Raw genomic sequence first — 22100 nt, forward strand, 5'->3', positions numbered from 1 at the left:
CTGCGGAGGAGGAGCGGTGTCGGCCGAAGACCAGTCAGGCGCGTTGACCGCTGCGCAGGAATCCGGTGCGCGCGGCCAACTCTACCGCCCGTATCTTGCGGCGCTCATAGAGGCACAGCCGCTCCCGATGATGTACTACGGATCCGCGGGAGCCGGGCTCCTCCACAACGCGATGGCCTCGATGCTCATGACGACGGCCTCGGACGGAACGCAGCGTGTGCTCGCGCACGACGGGACCGACCTGTGGACGATCATCGCCGCCCGGAGCGAGGAGGCGAACCCGATCCTCGATCTGCGGCTGCGCATCCGCCTGGCCGACGGCCAGGCACCGGAGACGACCATCTCCGTCTCGGCCCTGCGCGGAGCCGAAGGCAGCCTTGCCGGAGCGCTGGTGATCGTTCTGAGCATGCCGAGCCAGCGCCTGCGCGAGGTGATCGCGGGAACGGTGCCGGGCCCGTCATACGACTTCAACCTCACCGCAGGACTCCTCGGCGAGTTGGCCGGCGCGGCGCGGGTGGCGGTCTTTGAGGCTGATCCGGACTTCCCGACCGACGTCGGCGTGCTCGCCATGTGGGCGGTGGACGGCTCCACGTACGATCAGCCGACCGTCCCGCTGCGCGGAACGCTGCTCGACACATTCGGGGGGAAGCGGTTGGTCTGCGTGCCGTCGGGTCTGTCGGTGGCGTACCCGGACGACCCCTTGGTCGGTGGCGCGGAATACGAGGCGTTCGTGGGCGTTGCTCTCGCGAACCAGTCGGGGCGGCAGGTGGGTCTGCTCGTGGGCCTGTGGCGCGAACCGCTCATCGATATCCCCGGGACGACAGCCCTCTTCCTCATCGTTGCGAGGCAGGCGGCGCGGGCGCTCATCGACATGGTCTCGCGCCGCGAGCTCCGTGAGAGCGAGCAGCGGTACGGCTCGGTCTTCGAGGGTAGCGCGGTGCCGATCTTGCTGGTAGAGCCGCACACGACCCAGGTCGTGGACGCGAATCCCGCAGCGTGCGGAATGTACGGGTATCCGCACGAGGAGTTCGTCACGATGAGCATCCTGCAGATCGACGCGCTTGCCGCGGAGAGCGTGCAGGCCGAGCTCCAGCGTGCGCTCGAGGGCAGCAGAAGCAGCTTCAACGCCCGGCACATGCTCTCGAACGGCCACGTCCGGGACGTCGAAGTGAGCATCGGCCCCATCACGGTAGGCGGTCGTCAGCTGCTGTACCTTATGGTGAACGACATCACCGAGCGCAAGCGCATGGAGGCCGAGCTGGAGCGGAGCCGGCGGAATCTCGAGATCATCGTCGGACAGCGGACCGAGGACCTGCTGCGCGCGAATGCGGAGCTTCAGCAGGCCTCGACCGCTCGCGACATGGTGTTCGCGAGCCTCGCGCAGGAGCTTCGGACCTCGCTTCAGACGATCACCGGCTTCTCGGACCTACTGGCCAGCGGTATGGCGGGGACACTCAGCGACGAGCAGCGCAGACAGGTCCAGATGATCCAGCAGGCCGGCAAGCGCCTGGCCACCTTCGCGACCACCCTCATGGAGTCGCGACGCATCACGCGAGCGGGTCTCAATTGCGAAGCCGAGGAGTTCGATCTGGTCTCGCTGGTCGAGTCGGTGCTGTTTGGTCTGACCGCTTTCGCCGAGGACAAGGGCCTCTCACTCACCCTCGTCGCCGATGAACGTCCCATCGTGGTGACGACAGACCGTTACAAGCTGCAGCAGGTCCTTCTGAACCTGCTTTCCAATGCCGTTCGCTACACGGCACACGGTGGGGCGACGGTGAAGGTCGCGCGTGCCGGCGAAGACATGGTATCGGTGGCCGTGGAGGACACCGGCCCCGGGCTGCTCCCCGAGCAGCTTGCGACGATCTTCGACGGACCGGAAGTTCATGACTCGGTGGCAGGTATCGGTCTGCCGACGAGCCGTCGTGTCGCGGCCATGCTCGGCGGGACGATCGAAGTGGTAAGCGCTCCCGGCAGGGGGTCCATCTTCACGCTGCGGGTCCCGGTGAGCTGCCTTGAGTTCGTACACGAGCCGGAGGAGTAGCCACGCGATGAGCGATCGCACCACTGCAGACCACTTCGCCGTCCTGCTTGGCACGACGCTCGGCATCGTGGGCATCTTGCTGACGCTCACGCAACTGCTCGGACTTCGCATCATAGAGCTCGGCTGGCCGCTATTCGTCATCGTGCCGGGGTTCGTCATCGCTGCCGCCGCGTTCGCGTCGCCGCCGGGACGGGGGCTGGGGTACATGGCCGTCCCTGGCATGATCGTGCTGGTCACCGGCCTGATTCTCGAGGTGCAGGCCGTGACCGGCGACTGGCAGAGCTGGTCGTACGCATGGGCGCTCGTTGCACCCGGCTCAGTCGGGCTGGGGCTGCTGCTCGCGGGGCTTCGAGAACGTTCGCGTTGGGCGCGCACAGCCGGTGGGATCCTGCTCGCCGCCGGCGCGGCGCTCTTCGTCTTTGCCGAGTGGTTCTTCGTCCGCATCGCCGAGGTGGGCGGTCCCGGTCTCGGCTGGGGCTTCGGGCTCGTGTTCCCTGCTCTCGTGATCACGCTCGGGCTGGTGATGGTCGCCCGTGGACTCGTGCGTGGACGGTGAGGGCGCGGGCACCCGGCGCCCCATCTACGGCATACCGCCCGGGGAGGCCTCTCGCTGGCTCGAAGTCGTCCCGGTGCGTCACGCGCGCCGCAGCTACACGGGAGAACCCGTAGCCTCCGCCGAGCTCGACGCGCTCGAGGACCGCGCCGCTTCGTGGCGTCCGTGGCCCGGCGCACGCGTCGTGGTGATACGCGAGGCGCCGGCGGCGCTCTTCGTCGGCATCGTCGGCGCGTACGGCGGGATCTCGCACGCTCCTTCGGCACTCGCCTTCGTGGGTGGGGACGGGACGCGCGGGGAGGCGGTGGGCTACACGGGCGAGGGTCTCGTGCTGGAGGCCACCGCACGTGGACTGGACAGCTGCTGGGTGGCCGGGCTGTTCAGCGCGCATGTGACGGCGGGGCTTGCGGGTCTTGCGCCCGGCGAGCGGGTGCATGCGGTCGCGGCGCTCGGTCACGCCCGGGGGACCGCGACGGTGAAGGAGCGACTGCTGTTCGGTGCGGGTCGGCCCAAGCACCGCCGCTCGCTCGACGAGATCGCCCCGGGGCACGAGCGGTGGCCGGCATGGGCCCGCGCAGCCGCCGAGGCGACGCGCGTCGCTCCCTCGGCGATGAACCGGCAGCCATGGCGATTCTCACTTGCAGACAGTGCGCTCACGCTGCGCTTCGCCGGCGCCGACACGCCGCGCACGTCCAAGCGGCTCGACTGCGGGATCGCGATGCTGCACGCCGAACTCGGCGCGCTTGGTCAGGGTGTCGCGGGAACGTGGGAGTTGCGTGACCGGCCGGAGGTGGCGGTGTTCCGTCCCGAGCAGGGTCGGTAGCTACCAGGTGACGGCGCCGCTGGCGGCGGTCCGTTCCTCAAGCGAGATCGCATCGGTGCCGCATGCCGAGCGGCAGATGCCGCATCCGTAGCACGCATCCGTATCGACCACGACCACCCGGCGCTCGTCGAGCGACATCGCTCCGAACGGGCAGCGCTCCTCGCACGCGCCGCATCCGATACACCCGGTATCGTCCACCCGGGCGACGTACTCGCCCTTCCACATCGACTTGTAGCCGAACTCGAGCGTCGTACGCATGGCCATGCAGCCGCTCGCGAGGTTGCAGTTGCAGATACCCGCGATGAACGGCGACTTGAAGGTCCACACCGAGTGCATCATGCCCTCGGTCTCGGCGCGGTGCAGAACGCCGACCGCCTCATCGCGCGTGAGGCGCTGGAACGCGGCGGTGTCGGGACCTGCGCCGAAGTCGCGGAACGCTTCGGCGAACAGGTCGTCTTGCGGCGTCACGGTCACGCCGATGCAGTAGCCGCGCTCCGGCGTGCCTGCGAAGTGACGACACACGCACGGGAGCTGCACGATCGAGGTGGCGATGTCGAAGATGTGCTCGCACTCTTCTATCGGCACGGGCTGGCCGAAGTGATCGCGCATCTGGCGGGGCTGCGAGTACGCGCGGAACGCGCTTTGGATCGGCGCGGGCGAGGCCTTGAACGCCTTGAGCAGCGGCACGTCGCGGCGCATCCTGCGGCTGAAGCCGCTCACGAAGTCGATGACGTACTCGCGGCGCTCGAGATCGTGTGACAGGTCGACGGCGTAGTTCTCGGCCTGGAGGTACCACTTCTTGCCGTCACCGTGCTGGGCACAGAACTCGCACATGGACCCTCCTGCTCAGGTGGCACGAGGGTACCATGCTGCGAATGCTACTGCGTCAACGCGAGCACGAAGAGCAGCATGATGGCTGCAAGCACCGCGACGTTCAGCCCGATGTCGCGTGCGTAGCGCTGGATACGAAAACGCATCGTCACGACCGCGGCCTCGTTGGCGAACCGGCTCTGGCCGGATCGGTCCGCCCGCTCTCGCGTGAGCGCGTCCACGGTGAGACGGGTCATCTCCAGGAGCCAGGCGGCCGCCCGCTCCATGCGCGTGAGACCGCTCGTGCTTGCTGCCCGCAGTGCCGCAGCGGTGGGGAGCGCTCCGCGTAGGGCCGAGGTCGCTTCGGCGGTATGACCGAGCGCTGCCGCGCTCAGCGATGGACGCGGGGCGAGCATGTGATCGAAACGTTCGGCCGACAGGAGCGAGTTCACCTCGGCGGCGATATCGCGCGAGACGTTCTCACCGCGCATCCGACGCGGAGCGAGAGCAAGCGCGGTCTTCGTGATCGGCTCGCGAGTCGCCGCGAGCAGTCTGACCGCCTCGTCGAACGCCGCTTGCGCCGACTGGAGCCGGCCCGCGCGCGCGAGGTCGGACAGCACACCCATGCGCTCGTTCATGAGGCGTTGCGCGATGTAGCCGGCGATGTCGCGGACGGAATCGATGAGCGCCACGTCCGTGGGTGCGACAGCATCGCCAGCGCTCCGGGACTGCTCGAGCGCCGCAAGGACCGCGAGCCGCACGCTGTCCTGCCGCTCGCGCTCGAGCACCACGTACGCATGGCCGATGAAGTGCTGGTCGCGTGCCCCGGGTGCGCCCGTGAGCATCGTGGAGATGATCAGCCTGCGTCGGCGCCCGAGCCGCGTCACGGCCTCCGCGTACTCGAACCGACTGCGTCGGAGAACCGCTGAGGTGCCATGCCGCAGCGCCTCGTAGCCCCGGTCGACAACACCGCAGAGCGCCACGAGGCCCCGCGCCGCCTGACGGTACCAGTAGTCCACGCCGAACCACTTGGGCGCGTGGAGATGGAACAGGCCGAACTTCATCCCGACGAAGAAGAACGTGAAGCCGAGTGCGAAGGCGATCACGACGCTCATGAGGTCCGAAGGCGAGAGGAACATCTCGTTCAGGAACTCGTCGAGGATGTCAGAGTGCAGGGCCCAGGTGTGCAGCCCGGGCTGGAACACGCCTTTGATGAGCAGCTGCGGGAACCAGCCGAGCGCGATGATCGCGGTGGCGAGGATGCCCATACCGGTGAGCATCCTCCATGGCGCGTCCTTCACCTCGGGGCCGTACTCCACTTTCGGCTTCCCCAAGAAGACCAGCCCGATCAGCTTGATGAAAGAACACGCCGTGCCACCGCACGTCACGACGTAGATTTTCTCGGCGATGCCGAGGGAGGCGAGCTCGTGATACTCCCATGCCTCGACGATCGCGTGGTGGATGAGGCACTTACTCACGAACCCGTTGAAGAGCGGCACGCCGGTGATGCCTGCTGCCGCGATGCACATGAACACGAACGTGAGCGGCATCTTCTTCCACAGTCCGCCTAAGTGGTACATGTCGAGCGAGTGCGTGCGGAAGTAGACCGCACCCACGCCGAGGAACAGGCATGCCTTGAACAGCGCGTGGTTGACCACGTGATAGAGGCCGCCCGCCACACCCATCGCGCCGTGCGCGCCGAGATAGCCCGCCGCGCCGATGCCCGCGAGGATGAAGCCCATCTGGCTTACCGAGTGATACGCGAGCATGCGCTTGGCGTTGGACTGGCCGAGCGCCAGCAGCACGCCGATGGCCATCGTGGCGATGCCGATCCACAGCACCACCAGCCCGAGCTGTTCGGAGAACTCCCACGCCACCGACTCCACTTCGGCGCCGAGTTCGGGTCGGAAGAGCGCGGTGACTATCCGGAAGATGCCGTACGCGCCGGCCTTGATCATCACGCCGGAGAGCAGCGCGCTGGCGGGTGCGGGCGCCACCGGGTGCGCGTCGGGGAGCCACACGTGCACGGGCACCATGCCCGCCTTCACTCCGAATCCGAGGATCAGCAGCACGGCCGCCGCCCACCGCAGAACCTCGCTCCCACCCTCGGGCAGTGGCTCGAGCGCGCCGCTGCCGCCGAGCGCGAAGGTGAGGAAGATCCCGCCGATGAGCGCGAACCCGCCGATCACCGTCATCCAGAAGTACTTGCCGGCTGCGGCTTTCGCCTCATCCGTTTCGGTGTGGATCACGAGCAGGAACGCCACGAGCCCGAGTGCTTCGAAGAACAGATAGAGCGTGACGAGGTCTCCCGCCAGCACCACGCCGAGGTTCGCCGCGAGCACCACGAGCACCGTGGTGTGATACCGGTCGTGCTTCTTCTCATGCTTGAGATAGTCGAGCGAGTGGAACGTGGCAGCGAACCACACGAACGACGTGAACAGCGCGAACAGCATCGAGAACGCGTCGACTGTGAAGGTGAGCTCGCCGAGGAGCGCGGGCACCACGCTCTGGATGCGGTGGTGCTCGGCGATGAGCGGGATCAGCCCGGCGGCGCCCAGAAGTGTGAGCGCGGTGACGACCACCATGTAGACGTTGCGCACCCCGGGCCACCGCTTGCCGATCGGATAGACGAGCGCGGCGGCCAGGAGCGGGCCGAACACGAGCGCCGCAGGCAGTGGGCTCGAGACGATGTGCGCAACCTCGGTGGCGACTTCAGCTGCGTGTCCGGCATCCATCATGCGCTCCTAATGGAAGAACGCTTCGGCGGCCATGCGCGCCAAGGCCGCGGGCATCCAGGGCAGCGCGGCCCCGAGTCCCAGGGCCACGGTGAGCAGGGAGGTGATCACGAGCGGCACGAGCATCGAAGCGGGCGCCTCCCGGCCCTCGGTGGCGATCTTGTCTTCGGCGGTGAGCACCGCTTCACGGAAGTACATCCGGTAGACGATCGGCAGCAGGTAGATAGCGGCCATGAGGGCGCCGCCGAGGAGCACGATGAGCAGCAGCGGCTTCTCCGACTCGAGCATGCCGAGGCCGAGGTACCACTTGCTCACGAAACCGGAGAGCGGCGGCGTGCCGATCATGGCGAGCGTGGCGAGCGTGAAGGCGGCGGCGGTGACGGGCATCCGCTTCGCGGCGCCGTTGAGCTGGCTCACGCGCCGGACGCCGAGCCGCTTGATGAACAGACCCGCGCACAGGAAGAGCGCCCCCTTCATGAACGCGTGATTGGTGATGTGTACCAGTGCGCCGATGGTGGACTCGGGTTCGAGCAGCGATAGGCCGAGCACCACGTACGCCATCTGGCTGATCGTGGAGTAGGCGAGTCGGCGCTTGAGGTCGTCCTGGTTCACGGCGAGCATCGCCGCGAAGATCACGGTGAAGCCGGCGATCCAGGTGAGGTAGTGCATCACGTCGAGTTCGCGCATCAACTCGACGCCGAAGACCTGGAACACAACACGCATCATGCCGAAGCTGCCGGCCGCGACCATGACGCCGGAGAGCACCGCCGAGAAAGGAGCAGGTGCGGCCGGATGTGCATCGGGCACCCACCCGTGCAGCGGCACGAGCGCCGCCTTGACCCCGAAGCCCACCATGAAGCACCAGAAGATGGCGAGCAGTCGGGTCGTTCCCATGTCCGCGGTCAGGATGCCGCCGGTAGTGAGCGTCTGGTCACCTGCGGCGAAGAAGGTGAGCACGATGGCCAGCAGCACGAGCGTTCCGCCGATGAGGATGTAGATGATGTACTTCGTGCCCGCGGCCATCGCCTCGGGGGTCTCCTCGTGCACGACGAGGGGGTAGGTCAGGATGCTGAACAGCTCGTAGAAGATGAGGAAGGTGAGCAGGTTGCCGGCGTAGGCCACGCCCATCGTCCATCCGAGGCACAGCATGAAGAAGGCGTAGTAGCGTGCGGGACGATGTCCGTCGGCCATGTATCCCCAGGAGTAGATGAGGGCGAGGAGCCACAGTACGGCCACCGTGGCGCCGAACAGCGCTCCCATCGTGCCCACGTGGAAGTACATCCAGATGTCCGGTGTCAGCTGCAGCAGCCAGGTCTCGTACGTGGCGCCGTGCGCCGTTCCGGCAGCGAGCACCAGTGCGAGCGCGGCTACGGCGGCGCAGATGACAGCGAGCCCGATGTCCCTGGCGCGGGTGGAGATCCGCTGCAACGGGACGGTGAGAATCGCGCCCAGGATCGGGAGCAAGAACAGCAGCGGCGGGACCAACGAGCGAGTCGCCTCGGCTTCCACATTAACCACCCCTACATTCCGAAGACGAACTTGACGGCGGCCTGCGCGAGCGACAGCGGCATACCGGGAACCGATGCTGTGCTGCCGAGGAGGATCACGTATGCGGCGCATGCGAGCGTTGGAAGCAGCAGCGTCCAGTGCGCCTCGCGAGTCTCGACCTGGCCCCCCGCCGGTGCCTTGAAGAACGCGGTGTAAACGACCGGCAGCCAGTACGCCGCATTGAGAAGCGAGCTGCTCAGCATCACGATGACGTACCACCACGCGTCTGCCTCGAGCGCGCCGAGCGATAGGTACCACTTGGTGACGAACCCCGCGAACAGCGGCACGCCGATGAAGCTGAGGGCGGCGACCGTAAAGGCGCCCATCGTGTACGGCATCCGATAGCCGATGCCGGCAAGCTCGTGGACGGTGGTCTTGCCCGTTGTTCGTTGGATGGCGCCTGCCACGAAGAACATCGTGATCTTGGAGAACGCCTGGTTCGCGATGTGGACGATCGCCGCCGTGGCGGCCAGGGGCGTGAGCAGCGCTGCGCCCAGCACGATGTACGAGAGCTGGCTCACCGTCGAGAACGCGAGCCGCCGCTTGAGATTGTCCTGGAAGATCGCGATCACCGAGGCGGCGAGGATCGTGAAGGCCGCCAGCGCGGCGAGCCAGTTGCACACGCCGAGCTCTCTGAGCAGCGCCACCCCGAACACGTTGTAGATGACGCGCAGAACGCCGAACGCACCGACCTTCACGACGGCGACTGCGTGCAGCAGCGCGCTCACGGGCGTTGGCGCAACCATCGCGCTCGGCAGCCAGCCGTGAAGCGGCATGATCGCGGCCTTCACCCCGAAGCCCGCGATAAGGCACACGAAGAGCGCGGTAAGAGTGGTGCGCCCGGCTTCGATCGACAGGATGCCGGGCTGTGACAGCGTCATCGTGCCGGCAAGCTGGTAGGTCCAGATCGAGCCGAGCAGCACGAATGCGCCACCGGTGAGGGTGTAGGCGAGGTACTTGCGCCCCGCGCGCATCGCCTCCGGCGTCTCCTCGTGGATGACCAGCGGGTACGTGCAGATGGTCAGACTCTCGTAGAACAGGAACATGGTGAGCAGGTTCTCGGCGAACGCGACGCCCACCGTGGTGGACACGCACAGTGCGAAGAAGCCGAAGAACCGTCGTCGGTTCGGCTCGCGTTCCATGTACCCGATGGCATAGATGGTCGTGAACAGCCACAGCGTGGAGGACACGACCGAGAAGAACATGCCGAGCGCGTCGGCGCGGAAGGCGAGTCCCACACCCGGCGTGAACTGGACGAGATCGAACGTGTAGACGACGCCCTTCAGGGCACCGGGCAGCATCGACATGACGATGCCGAGTTTGAGGACTGCCGCCGAAAGGCTGAAGAACCGGCGCCAGAACGTGTGATCTGCGGAGGCGAAGACGAGTGCGGCGCAGATGAGCGACACTGCTGGCGCGAGTGCGGCCCGTGCATCAACGACTTCCACCTAGCCACCCCCAACCGTCGCGAGGAGGCGGTTGACCGCGGGCTCGATGAAGCTCAGCGGCACGCGCCCGAGCACGCCCATGACCAGGCAGAGCGTCGCGAGGATGAGCGTCGGCACAAGCATGGTCGCCGGCGCCTCTTTGACTTCGAGGATCGCGGGATCCTTCGGCTGTTGGAAGTAGAACGCGTTCACCATTCGGATGTAGTAGATGAAGATGAACAGCGCCCCGAAGACGAGCGCGAACGCGAAGAACGGATGCCCTGCCTGCATGGCGCCAAGGGCGATATACCACTTGCAGAGGAAGCCTGCCGTGGGAGGCATGCCGACGATCGAGATTGCCCCGATGGAGATGGCGGCCACGGTGAAGGGCATCGAACGGCCGACCCCGGCGAGATCGGTCAGCGTGCGCTTCCCGGTCCGGTAGATGAGCGCGCCCGCGCCGAAGAAGAGCGTGGCTTTGATGAGCGCATGGTTGAAGACGTGCACGCTCGCGCCGATCAGACCGTAGGTCGAGGCCAAGCCGAGCCCCATCACGATGTAGCCGATGTTCGAGATAGTGGAGTACGCGAGCATCATCTTGATGTCGTCCTGGAACACCGCGAAGAATGCGCCCATCACGATAGAGATCGCGCCGAGCCACATGAGCACGAGGTTGAGGCCGCTCATGTCGATCGCTCCGGAGCCATAGGCGATCTGATAGACGCGCAGCATGCCGATGATGCCGACCTTCACCACGAGGCCCGAGAGAACCGCGGAGATGGGGCTCGGAGCGATAGCGTGGGCATCCGGCAGCCAGATGTGCAGCGGGAAGAGCGCCGCCTTGACCATGAAGCCGAGCGTGAGCACCGCGAACGCGACCGCGAGCGGTGCCGACGGGGCGCCTTCGAGGCGCGTGGCGATGTCCGCCATGTTGAGGCTGCCGGTGAGCGCGTACAGCAGGCCGATTCCGAAGAGCACCATGAGCGAGGAGACCGCGCCCATCACGAGGTACTTGAACGCAGCCATCTCCGCGATGCGCTCGCCGCTCACCGCAACCAGTGCGTAGCCGGAGAGGGACAGAATCTCCATGAACACGAAGAGGTTGAACAGATCCCCCGTGACCGTGAAGCCCATCATCGCGACGAGGTTGAGCAACAGAAGCGTGTAGTAGTAGGGGATCCTCGGCTCCGCGATGGCGTGGGCCACGTAGTCCTTCGAGTAGACGATTGCCAGAAGGCCGAGCAGACAGATGATGGCGATCGCAGCGCTGAACTCATCGAAGTGGAGCTCGATCCCGTACGGCGCAACCCATCCCCCGACGACATAGGAGAAGGGTCCCTCTTGCGACACGCGGGCGATGAGCATCGTTGCGATCACGCTTGCGACCGACATCACGCCAAGCGCCCACCAGAAGGCGCGGTTGCCGTTTCCTCGTGCGACCGCAGGCGTGAGCACGGCCGAGGTCATCGGAATCGCGATGAGCAGTGCCAGGAGTGGTGGCCAGGTGATCATCACTCGATCTCCCTGAGTTCATCGGCTTCGATCGTCCCGGTCTGCTTCCAGATCCGAATGATGAGGCTCAGTGCCAGCGCGGTCGTGCTCACCGCAACGACGATGCCGGTCAGGATCAGCGCCTGCGGGAGGGGATTGATGAACGGCGGCTCGGCACCGGCGCCCATGATCGGCGCATCCCCGCCGTCCACCACGCCAAGCGCGACGATGAAGGCGAAGACGGAGGTCTCCATGATGTTGAGGCCCATGAACTTCTTGATGAGGTTGCTCTTGGTGATGACCGTGTACAAGCCGATGCAGAAGAGCACCACAGAGGCCACGTAGTCGAGGTTCTGCCACAGTCCCTGAAGCATCATTCGGTCCTCATCGCTCGGAAGATGCGGATGAGCACGCACGCACCGCCAACGCCGATACCGATCTCGATGATCGTGAGCATGAGCACGCCGATCCATCGCTGCGCTTCGTCCCGGGGGAAGTAGAGATACTCGCCCCAGTACAGCAGCCCGGCCATCCCCACGAGGAAGAAGGCGATGGGGGCCGCCGCCTGCAACAGATGCTCCGGCTTGCGCGGCAAGAGTGCGTCCGCATCCTCCCGGCTCAAGACCAGCGAGAGCGCGATGACGAGCGCACCGAGGATGGTGCCGCCCTGGAAGCCACCGCCGGGCGTGACGTGACCGTTGAGGATGACGTAGATGGCGAACATCGCGATGAAGGGCGCCAGCACCCGGACGATGAATCGCACGACCACGCTCACCGGGAGCTCTGGTGTCGGCGCCACCCTGGGCGCGCGATCCGGCTTGGCGAGCATCAGCACGGCGAGCACAGCCGCCATGGACGTGAAGATGACCGTGACCTCGCCCTCGGTGTCGAAGCCGCGGTAGTTGAGGATGACGGCGGTCACGATGTTCTCGGCGCCGCCCTCCTCGGCTCCGTGCTCCAGGTAGTAGGGCGAGACGTGCGTATTCGGCGGTGTGTCAGGCGAGCCGTGTGGCGGCAGCTGGGACATGGCGAGCAGCAGCGGCACGGCCACCGCGATGAGGAGTGCGACGACGAGGGCTCGACGTATCATCGCTCGCGCCCCGTGGTCCGACTGATCGCGATCAGGAAGAGCACCGTGGTGATGCCCGCCCCCACAGCAGCCTCGGTCATCGCCACGTCGGGAGCACCCCGGTGCAGCCACAACAGGCACATGGTCAGGCTGTATGTGGAGAAGACCACGGTGGCCGCGAGCAGGTCCTTGAGCCGCACCACCGCGACCGAGCAGGCGATCAGCAGCAGGATCAGCGTGATGTCGAAGATGGTGCTCACGAATCATCACCAGGCTTCAGCCAGGGCTGGAGTCCGGTGCGGTAAGCCGCGCGCGCCAACGCATGCGCGGCGGTGGGACTCGAGAGCATGACGAGCCCGGCGAGCAGCACCAGCTTCGGCATGTCCGGCTCGAAGCCGCGGAGAAGGGCGAGCGCCAACAGAATCGAGCCCGCGCCGACGGTGTCGCACTTTGTGGCGGCGTGGGTGCGTGCATAGAAGTCCGGGAAGCGGAGCATGCCGAGCGTGCCGACGATGAAGAAGAAGGCGCCGAAGCAGCACAGCACGATGGCGAGCGCGTCACGTGCTGAAGTGAGCCACCCCATCACCAGTCACCCTTGAGGTGTCCGGTCTCCAGGAATCGGCCCGCCGCGATGGTGACGACGAAGTTGAGCAGCCCGTAGACGATCGCCACGTCGACGAACAGGCTCCGCTCGAACACGAACGCGAGGAGACACAGAACGACCATGGTCTTGGTGCCCACCACGTTGATCGCAAGGATGCGGTCGGCGACCGTCGGGCCGAGATAGCCGCGCAGGAGGCAGAGGAACGCGTTCACAAGCAGCACGATCGCTATGGCCCAGAGGAACGTCGTCACGTCGTCTCCTAGCCGTCGAAGGTCCGGGCGACGCGGCGCTCGAAGTCGCCGCTCGAGACCCCGTCCGAGAACGATGCGTTCAGACAATGGATGACGAAGGTGTCCTCGGATACGTCGACGGTGATCGTGCCGGGAGTGAGGGTGATCGAGTTCGCGAAGGCCACCCGTGCGGTATCGCTCTTGAAGTGGACACGATGGGCGTGGATGACCGGTGCGATGCCGAGCTTGGGGTCGAGCACCCGCTCGGCAACGTAAAGGGCCGCCACCACGATCTCCTTGACGAGCCAGAGTAGGTACGCGGGCACCCGGAGCCAGGCGTGCGCGGTGAGCGGTTCGCGCTCGCCGCGCCACAGGACGTGCTCCGCCCAGTAGCCGATCGCCACGCTCAGGACCAGGCCGATGCCCAGATCGAGCGGCTTGACCGACCCGGTGATCACGAGCCAGAAGACGAACAGGACCGCGGAAGAGACGAGGCGTCTCATAGCACCGCTGCGTTCTTCTCGCCTGCGTCACGCTCGGCTGCCCGTCGTTGTCCAAGACGGGACTTCGCCTGCTGCAGCAGTTCGATCTGGTCGACGGCCTCGGCCGGGTAGCTTGCCGACGCGGCGGTCGTGACGCAGGCCGTCACCGGCTCGAGCGCGTCTCCCTCGAACTCAGCGGCACGGGTCGTCGAGGTGAGCCGTTCGGCGACCGCTGTTGCACGTGCTGCGTCGGCGTGCGGCAGAGCGACTGCGAAGGTCGTGGGATCGAGCCTGCCGACGGTGTCGGTGGCGCGCACCGTCAGGCGGATGACGTCGCAGAGATGCTGCAGCATCGACTCGGTCTTGTAGTGTCCGAATACGCGGGAGAACTCGTCGAAGCCTTCCACGTGGACAAGCACGAGCCCCACGTTATGTGCATAGCGATCGCCACGCCGGACTTCGTCGCCGAGTTCGGAGACGAAGTGCTCCGCCTTGAGCACTCCCGTCAGCGAATCGAAGAGCGATGCGCGCTCAAGTGCCACGCGCTGCACTCGCTGCCGGCGCGCCTGGAGGCCGACCACGATCCCGCACACAGCAAAGACCCCAAAGCCTGCGACGAGCTCGAGGCCTCGACCGGTGAGCGTCGTTGGTGGTGCGGCGAGGATCAGGGCACCTGCGCTGAGTGCTGTCACGAGGATGCCGCCTGCGATGTCGTACGCCAGCGCACCGATGATGATCGGCAGCAGGTACAGGAACCACGCAGGTGATGGTTCGCCCGACAGCACGATGAGTGCTGTGACGAACGCCAATGCTGCGGCGACGAGCAGGATGCTCGATAGGGCGAACCTGCTTTGCGGGACGCGTTCCTCCTCGGCGCCAGCGGTCACTTCATACATCAGTGACACCCCTCGCTGTAGCCTCAAAGATCTACGCGCGCGATACGCCCCCGCGATCGTCGCGCGCGACGCCTGACGAACGACCGCATTTGCAGGAAGAACCTGGCGCCACCGATATCATGCCACTTCGCGCACACAGTTACACTGGGGGTTGTTAATAATTATCGAACCTGTTTTCGTGATCCGCGCAGGCGCGGCATCGCGGCTGACGTTATAGTGGGCGTGCTGGAGATTGCGAGGAGGCCGCATGTCAGAAACGGTGCCACAGCCCGGCGATCAGGAGACCACCGAGCGCGTGTCCGGCTCCCGCGTCACGGCGTGGCTCGGTGCGGCTCTCCTCGTGGTGGTTGTGCTCGTTGTGTTCATGCACATCTTCGCCCCCGCGATCGGATCCGATGAGGAGCCACCGCCCGGGCATCCGCAGTCGGCGTGCATCGCCTGCCACCTTGTGACCGGCAGCGCGGGAACGGAGTAGTCGTGACGGGCGAGGATCAGTCCAACCACGGACATCCCTACTCGTTGGGCGAGGAGATCGCCAACGCGGTCACGCACGGCGTTGGCGCCGCCCTGAGCGTCGCGGCGCTGGTCGCGCTCGTGTTCACGGCGGCTCTCTGGGGAAACGGATGGCATCTGGCGAGTGCGATCGTCTACGGCGTGACCATGTTCCTGCTCTACATCGCCTCGACCCTCTACCACGCGATCACCTATCCGAAGGCGCGCCGGGTGTTCAAAGTGATCGACCACGCGGGCATCTACCTCCTGATCGCTGGCACCTACACGCCCTTCACTCTCGTGACGATCCGTGACGACGGGGGCTGGTTGCTGTTCGCCGTGGTGTGGACGCTGGCCGCCGTAGGCATAGCGCTTGAGGCCTTCTGGGTGGACCGGCCGAAGTGGCTCTCGGCCCTCGTCTACCTGGGGATGGGCTGGCTCGCGATCTTCGCCATCAGGCCGATCGCCGCCAACCTGGAGCCGGCAGGCGTGTGGCTTCTGTTCGGCGGCGGGCTGGCCTACACGCTCGGAACGATCTTCTACGTGCTCAAGCGCGTGAGGTTCATGCACGCGGTCTGGCACCTATGGGTGCTCGCCGGCAGCGCACTCCACTTTGTTGCTGTGATGTTCTACGTCTTCCCGCGTGCGTAGAAGGTCGTGTCGCAGGTGGGAGGGGCGAGCAACACCGGTGTCAACGACCCGCGGATGACCGAGCTCGTGACCGAGCCGAAGGCCTGATCGATGGTGTCGTGGCATCCGGGCGCGAGGACGACCAGGCTGTAACGGCCGGTCGCCGCAAGCCGTGCGACCTCCTCGTCGGGTCTTCCCCGAACGATGGTCGTGATCACCTCGGCAGCACCCGACGCACGTGCGGTGGCCGCAAAGTCGTCGAGCATCGCGCGCGCCCGGGCCTCACGATTATCACGAACCGCCTCAAAGGACATCTCGATCGCGTGCAGGATCTCGACTCGGGGTGCACCGGTGCGCACGAGCCCGCACGCGAGCTCACACACGCGCTCGGCGCCCGAGGCGAGGTCCACGGGGACGAGAATCGAGGAAAGCAGTCGAGCGCACACGGCCCCGCCCGACTCCGCGCTGGCGCCCGTCGCAGCCGGCACAAGCAGGACCGGGACCGTGCTGAGGCGCACCACGTCCGAGCTGACGCTGCCGGAGAACCCCGTGTGGAACAAGCCCTGTCCGCGCGTGCCCATGACGATGATGCCGGCGTTGTGTTCGAGTGCCAGTTGCGTGATCGCATGCGGTGCATAGCCGAGGGGAGTCTCCACGTGGACCCGCACACCGACGGCCTCGAGCGAGTCGAGTTGCTGCTGGAACGCCACGTCCTGGTCCGCCGAAGGTTCGGTCTCCAGGTCGATCGCGTATACCAGGATCGCCTCCCGGACGCCGAGCGCCTTGAGCGCGCCGGCGCAGGCGACGATGCCCTCGGACGCCGGGCCCAGGTCCGTGGCGACTATGGCGTTCGAGAACATGCGGCCTCCCCTCTGCAGACACCGGTCATGTGGCGGTTCTCTGCTGGATTTGTACCCGCAACGGTTGGTCGGGAGCCCGCGCGAGATCCTCCAGCACCGCCGACCGTCGGCCCCTGGCCGCCGTCGGGCGGTTGGGCGTGCCGTTCGTCGGTTTCAGCTGTTATGGTGATTACGCACACAAGGCTGTCCGACCAACGAGCCGATGTTCTATGATGCAGATGAGCTGCGGGGGCGGCGTCGCCCGCGACTCAGTCGCGGACTGGCACTGAGAGTGGCACTGGGAAGGTTGGCCTTGTACGATCTGGAAGGTGTGCTGGGTCCGACGGTCATGGAGTTCGTGGATCAGCACGTCCGCTCTCTCCTGACCTGGGACATTCTCGTGTTCTATCACCGCAATCCGGACGCGGTGTTGGACATCGATGGCCTGGCATCGCGCCTCGGCAGGCGTAGCGAGGAGCTTCAGCCCGAGATCGAGTCGCTCTGCGACGGCCACATCCTCTCCCGCGCAGGTGGGCTCATCCGCTACAAGCCGAGCGCCGAGATGCGCGACACGGTCGCCCGCTTTGTGGAAAGCTGCCAGGACCGCGGCAGGCGCCTTGCGCTCATCGCGCTCGTCTTGCACAAGATCAACCCCGGAATCAGCAGCTAGCCGGCGCATCGCGGACACGGCGGTGTTCGCGCTCACAGGTGATCCGAGACTGTTTCGCTCAAGTCAGCGGGCGGCACGACCTCTACGATGCTCAGCTCCGAGCCGGCCAGGTCCGTCTCGACTTTCGTTTCGAGCGCGAGACCGTCGGCGCCGTAAACCAGCCGCACCCTCGGCTGAAGCGGATCCTCACCCGGGGCGCACACGACGCCTACCGACAAGTCCGACAATCGGACGAGGCACCCAACCGGGAACGCGCCCATCTCGCGCACGAACACGCGAGTGAACGTCTGGTCGAGGGAGCCCGTGGTCTCGCGAAGCAACTGGACTACCGCGCGGTCGGGGGTGAAACCCTCCCCGGCGGGGGGGTCGGTGGTGAGCCGGTCGTAGCGATCCGCGATGCCCACCATGCGGCTGTACGGGTGCGCGATGTAGTTCGGCTCCATCTCCGGCCAGCCCGTTCCGTCGGGCTTGAAGTGATGCTCGTAGGCTACGAGCATCGCCGACCGGTCTATCTCGGGCATGCGGCTCAGGATCTCTGCGCCGATGCGCGGATGAAGCAGGCGGATGCGGTCGGCCTGAGCGGGATCGTTCCGGTCGAAGGCGAGCTTGCCGATGTCATGCAGCAGCGCGCACGCACCGAGGTTGTTGAGCCCCTCCTGCGGTATCTCCAGGCCCACGCCGATGGTGAGCGAGTAGATCATCGTGTTCACCGAGTGGAACAGGTCGGCATCGCTTGGATCCCGCATCATCGCCAGGCCGAGGACGGCGGCGCTGTCCTCCATGAACCGGTCGAGGATGCTCTCGACGATCGTCCCCGTCTCGCCGAGGCTTGCTGATCCACCGCTGCTCAGCTGGACGTTGATGCGCTTCATCGCGGCTACCAGCCGGTGATACATCGCGCGATCTCGCCCCCGCTGCTCCTCGCGTTCCTGGGCGGCCTCCGCGTCCGGGCTTTCGAGCCGCTGTGCCGTCACCCCTGCGACTCCACGAGACTCGAGCTCGATCGCTACGTCGAGCTCGGGCGACGGCTTGAGCGCGAGCACGTCGATCAGCGCCACGGCGTCTGATCCGGTGAAGCCCGAGTGGAACGTCAGGCTCTCGATGCGATGAGCCTCGAAGCACTCAGCCATCGAACGCATGCCCGGGGCGTCCGCCGGCAGGACGCGGCTGTCGTGGTACAGCCGACCGATATGCAGGTTCAAGGTGAAGGGCCCGGCTGCGGCGGCCTCTCCGACCCCGCCGACGAAGCCGTCCAGTGCGGCGCGGTGCTCGGGATGGGCCTCGGGATAGAGGCTGTGCGCTTTGCGTGCCCCCGAGAGCGCGGTCACGAGTGTTGTCGCCGATGCTTCGCTCACGGTCGCGGACCTCCCTTCGGACGCGCGGCAAGTGCCTGCCGGGCGAGGTCCTGGATCTCCGCGAAGTGCCCGCGCTTGATGAGCGTTCGCTGCCCCGTGACCTTCTCGAGCACGCGAACGGCGTCGGAGTCGGGTGTCCGCGCGAGCGCGCCGAGGATCTCCCGCGCGAGCGCAAAGTCCTTCCCCGTCCAGTCGAGCGCATCGAAGCCGCGCTCGAGCGCTGTGGCGGTCCCGAGCCCGGGCGAGTGGCCGAGCGAGCGCACGGCGGTCACTGACACCTCGAGCGCCGGGTCCTTGATAAGCTCGGCCAGGATGCTCACGCCGAGCGCAGCGGATGAGGCCGCCAGCGCCTTGGCAACCTCCTGTCGCGAGCGTTCGTCGGGCCGACGCGCGAGTGCGATGAGCGCATCGCGCGAGTGCAGGTCGGTCTCCTTTGAGAGGTGGAGCGCCACCGCGCCGGCCTGGAACCACGGGACTTCGGGCGCGAGGTTCACGAGCAGGCCGACGAGCCTGCGTCCGAGCAGTCGCTCCGCCATCTCAAGACCGCCGCGTTGCCTCTGGTCGATGGCGGCCGCTACGAAGCGCGCCTGCGCGGGTTGGTCGATACTCCTTAGGATCGACTCGGCATGCCTGACCTGCTCCGGGTCGTCGAGCACGGCGGTCAGCAGGGCCGACATCGCGTCGGCGGAGGTAGCGCGCTGGAACGCTTCGCGCATCTGCTCGGCCAGGCCCGGCCAGGGCTGCGTGGTGCGCGACTCCCTGCCCGAGAGGTCCGTGAAGACCCGACTGGCAAGGGCGGTGTCGCCCTGTTCGATGAGCGAAGGGACGATCGACGCCAGGTTCTGGAGCGTCTTGGACCACAGGTCGAAGTCCTGTTGCTGGTCGAGCAGCGAGAGCATCGTGTTGACCGTGCGCGTGTTCACGGTGCTCCCGGACGCGCCGATCTCGGTGCGGGCTGCGTGGAGCGATGCCGCGTCGATGTTGGCGAAGTCCGCGACCCGCTGGTAGTCGAGCTGCCGGTCCGCAAGCGGCATCTCCCGACCGGAACTGGTGCGCGCATCGAGCATCCGGTCGAGAAACTCGAGCTCGCGTGCGGTGTGACCTTCGCCGGCGAGCATCGGACGCAGCTCGGCGATGATCTGGTCGAGCGAGGCGAACGGGATCGCCGTGAGCACGTTGGACATCGAAAGCATGTTCCTGGCATACAGCCCGTCGGCAAGCGAGGTGGCGACCTCGTCGGGCCGCAGCGACCCCATCATGCCCTTCAGCACGGGCGCTCCATCGCTGTCGCCCAGCGCGAGACCCACGAGCGCGTCACGACTTGCGGTGTCCTGCGCGGCATACGCCTTGCCGAGGGCCGCCTGTAGCGATTCGAGGCCGCCGGGCCCTACAGCGCGTGCAAGCTCGGCCAGCCCGTCCGAGAGCGCTCCAGGATCGCCCGCGGCCGCCGTCGCTAGCCAGGTCGCGAGCTTCTGTTCGTCCCCGGCGAGTTCCCGCAGAAAGGCGTCGATGTCCCCGGCGGCCTCCATCTCGGCGGCGACGGTGGTAAGCACCACTTCGGAGACGACGATATTCGCGGCTCCCGCCATTGCGAGCGCGGCCGCCGCGCCTCCACCAGCGAGCACCTCGGCAGGGTCACGCAGCACGACATCCATGAACGCCGAGAGTTCGGTGGTTGTGCAGCCGGGTAGGAAGTCGACCTGCGCCACTCCGTGCGACGTGAGCAGGTTGGCGAGATCGACTGCGCCCGCCGTGTTCACCGGGGCGCCGCGGAAGGAGAAGCCCTCCCGGGCCACCACGAGCGGGAGCGTGGGCTGGGCCTCGAGGACGCCGGCAAGGGCATCGGTGGCGGTCTGCATCGCCTGTGTGGGGATGGGGCTCGAGGGCGGATAGAGCCGCAGCGTCTTGGCTGCCGTTGTCAGCGACCGGATGACCGCCTCGACGGCTCGCATCTCCACGCTCAGTTCTGGCACGCGCGATACCCCCGGATCGGCTCGGTCACCGCTGCAATCGTACTGTAGTGCATACGGGTGCGCGTAGGCGCACCCGGTCGGGTCCAACGATTCCTGCTACCCTTATCGTCATGGAGGGCATGTTGGGTGAGATTCTTCTTGTGATCGTCCTCATCGCGATCAACGGCTACTTTGCGGCTGCCGAGATCGCGCTCGTCAGCGCGCGCCGGGCGGCCCTCAAGATGGATGCCGACGAAGGCTCGCAGAGCGCGCGTTCCGCCCTCAAGCTCACCGAGGACCCGTCGCGGCTGTTGGCGGCCATCCAGGTGGGCATCACTCTCGTCGGCTTCGGTGCCTCGGCTACGGCTGCGGTCACACTCGCCGAGCCCGTAGCGCAGTGGTTCGCCGGACTCGGTGTGCCGTGGATCCGGTCGGTGGCCTCGGGCCTCGGCGTCTTCTTCGTGACGCTCGTGATCTCGTACCTGACGCTCGTCTTCGGCGAGCTGGCGCCCAAGCGGCTCGGTCTGCAGCGCGCCGAAAGCGTGGCGAAGTCGGTCGCCGGTCCGGTGACGGTGCTGCAGAAGATCACCGCGCCGCTCATCTGGGTGCTCTCGCACTCCACGGACGCCGCCGCCCGGTTGCTCGGCGTAACGCCGGGCTCGGTGCGACCAGGGGTGACCGAGGAGGAGATCAAGCTCCTCGTGACCGAGCAGGGCACGCTGCTTCCCGATGAGAAGCGCATGATCCACGAGATCTTCGAGCTGGGCGACATGGTCGCCAAGGAGATCATGGTGCCCCGCGTGGACGCGCTGATGCTTGAAGACACGGCGACGGTGGGCGAGGCCATCGAGGCCTTTCGCACGTCGGGGTACTCACGTCTTCCGGTCTTCCATGAGGACGCGGACACCGTGATAGGCATCGCGATGCTCAAGGACCTCGTGGGGCCCGCGTCACGGGGCGGCTTTGAAGACCCGGTGGCCGACTACGTTCGACCCGCCGTGTTCGTGCCCGAGACGAAGCCCATACTCGTGATGCTCAAGGACATGCAGAGCGCGCACAACCACCTGGCCGTCGTGGTCGACGAGTACGGCGGGACTGCGGGCCTGGTCACCATCGAGGACATCGTCGAGGAGATCATCGGCGAGGTGGCCGACGAATTCGACCGCGAGCGCAAGTACATCACCGTCCTCGGGCCGGACGAGTGGATGGTCGACGGCCTGCTCTCAGTCCATGAGGCGAATGAGACGCTCGGCTGGGACCTGCCGCTGTCCGACGAGTACGAGACCGTCGCGGGGTGGCTGCTGGTCGAACTCGGTCACATACCTGCCGGCGGCGAGGAAGTGCGCCACCACGACCTCGTCGTTGGCGTCGACGCTGTTCGGCGTAGACGTATCGCGCGAATCCGGGTATCAAGGACTTCGGTGCCCGACGAATCGTGAGCGGGGAGCCACGA

At 66.6% G+C, this 22100-nt stretch carries 22 protein-coding genes; 7 read left to right on the plus strand and 15 right to left on the minus strand.

The window, feature by feature from the left end; translation table 11 throughout:
* Nucleotides 1–16 precede the first annotated feature (16 nt).
* From Q7W51_01145 to Q7W51_01155, 3 genes are read left to right on the plus strand one after another with little or no spacing between them, the layout of a single operon-like run.
* Nucleotides 17–2041 (plus strand): PAS domain-containing sensor histidine kinase, encoded by a 2025-nt coding sequence (locus Q7W51_01145; protein ID MDO8846981.1) that lies wholly within the window; start codon nt 17–19, stop codon nt 2039–2041.
* 7 nt (nt 2042–2048) lie between these two features.
* Complete coding sequence (locus Q7W51_01150; GenBank protein ID MDO8846982.1) at nt 2049–2597, plus strand: hypothetical protein; 549 nt, start codon at nt 2049–2051, stop codon at nt 2595–2597.
* Nucleotides 2587–3417: a nitroreductase family protein gene (locus Q7W51_01155; GenBank protein ID MDO8846983.1), complete on the plus strand. Its 831-nt coding sequence runs from the start codon at nt 2587–2589 to the stop codon at nt 3415–3417. The genes Q7W51_01150 and Q7W51_01155 overlap by 11 nt, the downstream gene beginning before the upstream one ends.
* Here Q7W51_01155 and Q7W51_01160 read toward each other — a convergent pair whose 3' ends face one another.
* Genes Q7W51_01160 through Q7W51_01215 form a run of 12 tightly spaced genes read right to left on the minus strand, consistent with a single transcriptional unit; the run spans nt 3418 to nt 14709 of the window.
* Nucleotides 3418–4251 (minus strand): 4Fe-4S dicluster domain-containing protein, encoded by an 834-nt coding sequence (locus tag Q7W51_01160; protein MDO8846984.1) that lies wholly within the window; start codon nt 4249–4251, stop codon nt 3418–3420.
* A gap of 44 nt (nt 4252–4295) precedes the next feature.
* A complete protein-coding gene (locus Q7W51_01165; protein MDO8846985.1) occupies nt 4296–6962 on the minus strand; it encodes a complex I subunit 5 family protein in 2667 nt (888 codons plus the stop codon).
* Between the two features lie 9 nt (nt 6963–6971).
* Nucleotides 6972–8471 (minus strand): proton-conducting transporter membrane subunit, encoded by a 1500-nt coding sequence (locus Q7W51_01170; GenBank protein MDO8846986.1) that lies wholly within the window; start codon nt 8469–8471, stop codon nt 6972–6974.
* An 11-nt stretch (nt 8472–8482) separates the two neighbouring features.
* Complete coding sequence (locus Q7W51_01175) at nt 8483–9958, minus strand: monovalent cation/H+ antiporter subunit D family protein (GenBank protein MDO8846987.1); 1476 nt, start codon at nt 9956–9958, stop codon at nt 8483–8485.
* Entirely contained in the window at nt 9959–11449 is a 1491-nt protein-coding gene (locus tag Q7W51_01180; GenBank protein MDO8846988.1) for a monovalent cation/H+ antiporter subunit D family protein, read from the minus strand.
* Nucleotides 11449–11805, minus strand: coding sequence for a cation:proton antiporter subunit C (locus tag Q7W51_01185; protein MDO8846989.1), 357 nt, complete (start codon nt 11803–11805; stop codon nt 11449–11451). Before Q7W51_01185 ends, Q7W51_01180 begins: the two co-directional genes overlap by 1 nt.
* Nucleotides 11802–12518, minus strand: a complete 717-nt coding sequence (locus Q7W51_01190) for an MnhB domain-containing protein (protein MDO8846990.1) — start codon at nt 12516–12518, stop codon at nt 11802–11804. The genes Q7W51_01185 and Q7W51_01190 overlap by 4 nt, the downstream gene beginning before the upstream one ends.
* Entirely contained in the window at nt 12515–12757 is a 243-nt protein-coding gene (locus Q7W51_01195; GenBank protein ID MDO8846991.1) for a DUF4040 domain-containing protein, read from the minus strand. Before Q7W51_01195 ends, Q7W51_01190 begins: the two co-directional genes overlap by 4 nt.
* A complete protein-coding gene (gene mnhG / locus Q7W51_01200) occupies nt 12754–13080 on the minus strand; it encodes a monovalent cation/H(+) antiporter subunit G (protein MDO8846992.1) in 327 nt (108 codons plus the stop codon). The genes Q7W51_01195 and mnhG overlap by 4 nt, the downstream gene beginning before the upstream one ends.
* The gene (locus Q7W51_01205) at nt 13080–13352 is read right to left on the minus strand and encodes a monovalent cation/H+ antiporter complex subunit F (protein ID MDO8846993.1); all 273 of its coding nucleotides are present in this window, start codon (nt 13350–13352) and stop codon (nt 13080–13082) included. Before Q7W51_01205 ends, mnhG begins: the two co-directional genes overlap by 1 nt.
* 8 nt (nt 13353–13360) lie before the next feature.
* The gene (locus Q7W51_01210; GenBank protein MDO8846994.1) at nt 13361–13834 is read right to left on the minus strand and encodes a Na+/H+ antiporter subunit E; all 474 of its coding nucleotides are present in this window, start codon (nt 13832–13834) and stop codon (nt 13361–13363) included.
* Complete coding sequence (locus tag Q7W51_01215; protein MDO8846995.1) at nt 13831–14709, minus strand: diguanylate cyclase; 879 nt, start codon at nt 14707–14709, stop codon at nt 13831–13833. Before Q7W51_01215 ends, Q7W51_01210 begins: the two co-directional genes overlap by 4 nt.
* Nucleotides 14710–14956: 247 nt before the next feature.
* Here Q7W51_01215 and Q7W51_01220 point away from each other — a divergent pair, with 247 nt between their 5' ends.
* Nucleotides 14957–15184, plus strand: a complete 228-nt coding sequence (locus Q7W51_01220) for a hypothetical protein (protein MDO8846996.1) — start codon at nt 14957–14959, stop codon at nt 15182–15184.
* A 2-nt stretch (nt 15185–15186) separates the two neighbouring features.
* Nucleotides 15187–15852: a hemolysin III family protein gene (locus Q7W51_01225; protein MDO8846997.1), complete on the plus strand. Its 666-nt coding sequence runs from the start codon at nt 15187–15189 to the stop codon at nt 15850–15852.
* Here the strand turns inward: Q7W51_01225 and Q7W51_01230 are convergent.
* A complete protein-coding gene (locus tag Q7W51_01230; protein ID MDO8846998.1) occupies nt 15831–16691 on the minus strand; it encodes a universal stress protein in 861 nt (286 codons plus the stop codon). The two genes, Q7W51_01225 and Q7W51_01230, sit on opposite strands and share 22 nt — an antisense overlap.
* Nucleotides 16692–16983: 292 nt before the next feature.
* On the opposite strand from Q7W51_01230, the gene Q7W51_01235 reads away from it, so the two are divergent.
* Nucleotides 16984–17340 (plus strand): hypothetical protein, encoded by a 357-nt coding sequence (locus Q7W51_01235; protein ID MDO8846999.1) that lies wholly within the window; start codon nt 16984–16986, stop codon nt 17338–17340.
* A gap of 32 nt (nt 17341–17372) precedes the next feature.
* On the opposite strand, the gene Q7W51_01240 is transcribed toward Q7W51_01235, so the two are convergent.
* A complete protein-coding gene (locus Q7W51_01240; protein ID MDO8847000.1) occupies nt 17373–18695 on the minus strand; it encodes an HD domain-containing protein in 1323 nt (440 codons plus the stop codon).
* On the minus strand, nt 18692–20668 hold the full coding sequence (locus Q7W51_01245) for a hypothetical protein (GenBank protein ID MDO8847001.1): 1977 nt from the start codon (nt 20666–20668) through the stop codon (nt 18692–18694). Before Q7W51_01245 ends, Q7W51_01240 begins: the two co-directional genes overlap by 4 nt.
* Nucleotides 20669–20790: 122 nt before the next feature.
* On the opposite strand from Q7W51_01245, the gene Q7W51_01250 reads away from it, so the two are divergent.
* Nucleotides 20791–22086, plus strand: coding sequence for a hemolysin family protein (locus tag Q7W51_01250; protein MDO8847002.1), 1296 nt, complete (start codon nt 20791–20793; stop codon nt 22084–22086).
* The last annotated feature ends 14 nt before the right edge of the window (nt 22087–22100 follow it).

This window comes from Coriobacteriia bacterium (genome assembly GCA_030652115.1).
GTDB lineage: Bacteria > Actinomycetota > Coriobacteriia > Anaerosomatales > Anaerosomataceae > UBA6100.